Raw genomic sequence first — 6348 nt, forward strand, 5'->3', positions numbered from 1 at the left:
CTTATGCGGAAATCAGTATTATTATTATTTGCCAGACAGGTCTTTGGAACCGCTTTAAAAAATAAAGCAGTGGCTGCATTGCTGTTACTTACAACTGCGCTGCTTATATATGCCACTTATAGCGGCATTGCCATTTATCAGCAACAAACCCATAGCCGGCAGTTGTATCAACGGGAGGTGCGTGAGCACTGGGAAAATATGCCGGATAAACATCCGCACCGAATGGCGCATTATGGCTACATCGCTTTTCGTGTTAAACACCCCCTGAGCTTTTTTGATTTTGGTATGGAAAGCTATACCGGTAATGCGGTGTTCCTGGAAGCCCACCGGCAGAACTCAATTAATTTTTCCGAAGCCGGATTCAGCACCGGCATGCTTCGGTTTGGTGAAATAAGTATAGCCATGATCTTGCAGGTGCTATTGCCATTGGTGATTTTCTTCATCGGCTTTAGCACGGTAGCAGCAGACAGGGAAAACGGTACTTTAAAGATCCTGCTGAGCCAGGGAACATCATGGAAAGAGATCATCTTTGGCAAGGCACTGGGATTATTGGGCATCGCCCTGTCTGTGCTGTTACCGGTGATCCTGTTACTGATCATCAGTTGTTTAATTTTTCCAGAAAAAAAATACATGGCTGATAATGGCTGGCGAATAACGTGGCTGGCCTTATCTTACATAGCTTATGCCGGCATTGTAAGCCTTGTCGCGGTATTGTTATCGGCAGTGAATAAAACAGCAAAAGGAGCGCTGGTTTCATTGATCGGTGTATGGTTATTATTCACCATCATCATGCCGCGTACTGCACAGGCAATGGGCAATTACCTGCACGCCACTCCTTCCAGGATCGAATTTGAAACGGCTATTGAAAAAGACCTGATCAAAAAAGGCGATAGCCATGATCCGAACGATCCTTACTATAAAGCGCTGAAAGATTCGATCCTGAAGGCTTATAAAGTCGATTCTGTTCAGCAGCTTCCATTTAATTACAGCGGCTTTCAAATGAAAGAAGGAGAGAAGGTGAGTGCCATGATCTATAACCAGCACCTCTTTGCTTTACTGCAAAAATACCGGCAACAAAATGACGTTTCCAGGTTATCTGCATTCCTGAATCCCTTTGCCGCGTTGCGGGATATTTCAATGGCTATGAGCGGAACTGATTTTCAATCCTACATTCAATTTCAACAGCAGGCAGAAGCCTATCGTTACCGGCTGGCGCAGCACATGAATGATCTGCAGATAAAACTGATCAGCAATAAAAAACCAGGGGAACATGACAAACCGTATAGCATCAGCAGTGATCACTGGAAAGCATTCCCTGACTTTGAATTTGAGCGAACCAGCCAGGTATGCGTTCTTATGCATGAAACGCCTGCATTGGCAGCCCTGTTTTGCTGGTTAACAGCGCTGGTTGTGACCACGGTCATCTTATCAAAAAAGCTAAAAGCATTATAGGTATGTTTGTTTTATTATTGAAGAATTTCCTTCGATCTAAAATGGTCATTACTGGTCTGTTGATCGTTATGGTAGCAGGTGTGATCAGTATTTATATTGGCCGCCAGCATATAGAGAAAATAAAGACCAGTATCGCCAAAACGGAACATTACCAGCAGGAGCATATACAACGGAATGTTCAATTTTTCAACAAGGAAATCGGGTTGCTGTTGTATTACCTTCGGTTTGCACTGGTTAATCAGCCACCGCCTTTGAATGCGTTGTCTATCGGGCAACGAGATGTGAACAGTTCCATACAACAAGTAACGATCCGTAACCTCGAGAACCAGCAATATGATACCGACCTGTTCAACCCCTATAGTTTACTGGCAGGCAACCTGGACTTCAGTTTTGTGTTGATATACCTGTTTCCGTTACTCATTATTGCCTTCACCTACAATTTGCTATCAGAGGAAAAGGAAGGAGGCACCTGGCGTCTGATATCTGTACAATACAGGCGACCAGCAAAGATCATATTACTAAAACTGGCGGTGCGGGCGGTGATCATTTTTACCGCCTTGTCGGTACTGTTGGTACTGGCAGCGATCATACTGGCGCTGCCCTTGGACAAAAGCTTTTGGGCTACTGTTAGCTTATCTTTTTTTTATCTCCTGTGTTGGTTCGTGATCAGCTTTTGGGTGGCTTCGTTACAAAAATCGTCAGGCGCCAATGCCGTTGTATTGTTAAGTGCCTGGTTATTACTAATGGTGATTTGTCCGGGTGTGGCCAATAATTATATTACGAGTAAATACCCGGTACCCGAAGCGCTGGCAACAGTGGTAAAGCAGCGGGAGGGTTACCATGAAAAATGGGATATGGATAAGAAAGAAACAATGGATAAGTTCTTTGCCCATTATCCTCAGTTAAGCAACTATTCGTTGCCGAATACCCAATTCAGCTGGCTGTGGTATTATGCCATGCAGCAAATGGGTGATGATGAAGCAGAGCAGGAAGCCAGGGATATGAAAGACAAGCTGTGGCAAAGGGAGAAAGCAAGCAGAAGGATCTCATGGTTGATTCCCTCTATGCACACCCAATATCAGCTGAACACCCTGGCGCAATCAGGTTTGGGCAACCACCTGGCATTCCTTGACAGCACGAAACAGTTTCATGAGAACAAGCGATTGCATTTCTATCCAAAGATCTTTTCTGAGGCTGACGTTAAAAAAGAGAATTGGAATGAATATAAAGTAATGACTTTTACCGAAAGCAGCGGGGTAGGCTGGGCGGCCATGCTGTTACCCCTGGTAATAATAACAGGCCTGTTGGCAGCGATTAGCTGGATCAATTTTCGTAAGATACAATAATTAAGTAGAAACATATATGTCAGGGAGCGCTGATGCAACACAATCAGTGTTTTCCCTGACTTTTGCGTATAACGCTATGCAAAGCAAACTTGCGCGAAGTCAATAATATAAAAAATATCCCCCATATCCTTAAAATGTTAAAATCTATTAACTATCTTGTATTAGATTTAGAACATATATAAGGCCTGATTCCTCAGAGACATTCCCTAGCCCTGATGTTTCTCTTCCAATACCCCTAAAAGCCTCTGTTTCCACCATTTATCTATAGCTGTGTTATCCCTTTATTCTCGGTAAAACCAGGATGAATCCAGATCCCGAATGGTCTGATTTAAAGGTTTATTATCACCAAAAATCATTGATGAAGCACATTTACTTCCTCAAAAAGGATGTCTTTGTCCGTTAGTTGTGAAATAGCATAAGTATTTCTGGTGCTAATCCCTCTATGCAGATACTGCCTGGATAGGAATTCCTATTGTCATTACATCGGTTACACTTAATCGTTTATACCACTAACTGACTTAGCATCTACGTGCATGAAAGATAGTTTTGAACATATCTTTTTAACTGGATCTGTTGCCCTTAACAACTTCAAGCACTCCGGCAAGCGTTTATGCATTGCTGTATTACTACTTTTGTTTTTTAGCATCCCATTCTTTTTGCACGCTCAGCATCTCGATAACAGGAAAAGACTTGATTCATTCCACAGGGCAAGAGCCGCTTCCGGTGCTACCATTCTTAAAACATTAGCAAATTCGTATAACGTAACTGGCGGCGGGGCGTATTGCAGCGGCGGCAACGGTGTAGCGGTTGGCCTTAGTGGTTCACAGGTAGACACCATTTATCAACTTCGGTTAAATGGAGAGAATATTGGTTTACCCATAACAGGTACTGGTAACGCTATCAGTTTTGGACTGCTAACGGCTGAAGGAACGTATACGGTCATTGCCAATACGGTAAACGGGCCGGTTGATATGGTTGGCAATGCGATGGTAACAATCAATGCGTTACCAGCGGTTACAGCAGACAACAAGCAGCTATGTTTTGGAAATAACACTGTTGCTTTGACCGGTACTCCGGCTGGCGGCACCTGGAGCGGAACGGGAGTTAGCAGTTCTACTTTTAATGCCAATGGATTATCACCAGGTAATTATACAGTTACTTATTCTTACACAGATGCCAACAGTTGTACGAATTCGGCTACCGCCACGGTAACCGTACATGCGTTACCAACGGTTACAGCAGATCTCAAGCAGGTATGTTTTGGGAATAACACTGTTACATTAACCGGTGCTCCGGCCGGCGGCACCTGGAGCGGAACGGGAGTTAGCGGTTCTAGTTTTAATGCCAATGGACTTTCGCCAGGTAATTATACAGTTACTTATTTATATACAGATGCCAACAGTTGTACGAATACGGCTACCGCCACGGTAACCGTAAATGCGTTACCAACGGTTACAGCAGATCCCAAGCAGGTATGTTTTGGGAATAACACTGTTACATTAACCGGTGCTCCGGCCGGCGGTACCTGGAGCGGAACCGGAGTAAGCGGTTCTACTTTCAACGCCAATGGATTATCACCAGGTAATTATTCAGTTACTTATTCGTTCACTGATGCCAACAGTTGTACGAATTCGGCTACCGCTACGGTAACCGTACATGCGTTACCAACTGTTACAGCAGACAACAAACAGGTATGTTTTGGAAATAACAGTGTTGCTTTGACGGGTACGCCGGCCGGCGGTACGTGGAGCGGAACCGGGGTAAGCGGTTCTACTTTCAATGCAAATTCACTTGCTGCCGGAAACTATAGTGTTACCTATAATTATTCCGATGGTAATGGATGTGTTAATACTGCAACAGCTACGGTAACGGTGAATGCTTTGCCTACGGTAACCTGCCCTGCAAATTCATCTGTATGTATAAGTGCATCATCTTTTGCATTGAATGGAGCAACTCCGGTTGGTGGAACCTACAACGGTACAGGTGTAAGCGGCGGCAACTTTAATCCTACGACAGCTGGTGTTGGGCAGCATACAATTACTTATACATATACGGATGGAAATGGCTGTCCCAATAATTGCACATTTGGTATCTCAGTAATAACTGAAACAACAATTGCCAATGCCGGCCCGGATCAGACAGGTGCTGCCACTTGCGGATTGACAACGGTAACCCTTGCTGCAAATACACCAACAGCAGGCACGGGCACCTGGAGTATCGTAAGCGGTGCTGGCGGCACAATAGCAACACCATCAAGCCCCACATCAACATTTACGGGAACAGCAGGAACTACTTATACTTTGCGCTGGACGATCACTAATCCTCCTTGCGCATCTACCACAGATGATGTTGTAGTTACTTTCAACAGAAATCCAACAACAGCCAATGCCGGATCGGACCAAACTCTTTGTGCTACTACAGCTACACTTGCCGGCAATGCTGCAACAGTGGGAACCGGTACCTGGACATTAGTAAGCGGATCAGGAACAATAACTACACCTAACAGTCCCACCTCGGGGATAACAGCTTTAGGTGTTGGGACAAATATTTTCAGGTGGACAATCTCAAACACACCTTGTACGGCAACCTTTGATGAGGTAGCAATTACAAGAGTTGCAGCAACGACAACAGCCAACGCCGGCCCCGATCAGACAGGTGCCGCCACTTGCGGATTAACAACAGTAACGCTTGCCGCAAATGCACCAACAGCAGGCACGGGCACCTGGAGTATCGTAAGTGGTGCTGGCGGCACGATAACAACACCGTCAAGTCCGAACTCGACTTTTACAGGAACAGCAGGAACTACTTATACATTGCGCTGGACGATCACTAATCCACCTTGCGCATCTACCACAGACGATGTAGTAATTGCTTTCAATCAAAATCCAACACCAGCTAATGCCGGCCCCGATCAGACAGGTGCAACCACCTGCGGATTAACCTCTGTAACGCTGGCTGCGAATACGCCGACAGCAGGGACGGGTAGTTGGAGTATAATAAGTGGTGCTGGGGGTACAATAGCAACGCCATCAAGCCCCACATCAACATTTACGGGAACAGCAGGAACTACTTACACTTTGCGCTGGACAATCGCCAGTTCGCCTTGCGCATCTACGACAGATGATGTTGTCGTTACTTTCAACAGAAATCCAACAACAGCCAATGCCGGACCGGACCAAACTCTTTGTGCTACCACAGCTACACTTGCCGGCAATACCGCTACAGTTGGAACGGGTACCTGGACATTAGTAAGCGGAGCAGGAACAATAACTACACCTAACAGTCGCACCTCAGGAATAACAGCCTTAGGTATTGGGACAAATATTTTCAGGTGGACAATTTCAAACGAACCTTGTACGGCAAGTTTTGATGAGGTAGCAATTACAAGAGTTGCAGCAACAACGATTGCCAATGCCGGCCCGGATCAGACAGGTGCCGCCACTTGCGGATTGACAACGGTAACCCTTGCTGCAAATACACCAACAGCAGGCACGGGCACCTGGAGTATCGTAAGCGGTGCTGGCGGCACAATAGCAACACCATCAAGCCA

At 45.5% G+C, this 6348-nt stretch carries 3 protein-coding genes; all 3 read left to right on the forward strand.

The genetic code is table 11. From position 1 onward, the window contains the following. Positions 1-3: 3 nt before the first annotated feature. Positions 4-1452: an ABC transporter permease gene (locus JUB15_RS17365; RefSeq protein ID WP_207513762.1), complete on the forward strand. Its 1449-nt coding sequence runs from the start codon at positions 4-6 to the stop codon at positions 1450-1452. Between the two features lie 2 nt (positions 1453-1454). Beyond that, positions 1455-2798, forward strand: coding sequence for a DUF3526 domain-containing protein (locus tag JUB15_RS17370; protein WP_207513763.1), 1344 nt, complete (start codon positions 1455-1457; stop codon positions 2796-2798). A 656-nt stretch (positions 2799-3454) separates the two neighbouring features. Next, positions 3455-6348, forward strand: a 2894-nt coding sequence (locus tag JUB15_RS17375; protein WP_207513764.1) for a beta strand repeat-containing protein, incomplete at its 3' end; no start/stop codon positions are given.

It is taken from the genome of Longitalea luteola (assembly GCF_017356035.1).
Classification (GTDB): Bacteria; Bacteroidota; Bacteroidia; order Chitinophagales; family Chitinophagaceae; genus Niastella; species Niastella luteola.

What these genes read in the sequence shown, in the direction of transcription:
- JUB15_RS17370 (WP_207513763.1), top strand. Translation starts at nt 1,455, where the DNA reads ATGTTTGTTTTATTATTGAAGAATTTCCTTCGATCTAAAATGGTCATT.
- JUB15_RS17365 (WP_207513762.1), top strand. Translation starts at nt 4, where the DNA reads ATGCGGAAATCAGTATTATTATTATTTGCCAGACAGGTCTTTGGAACC.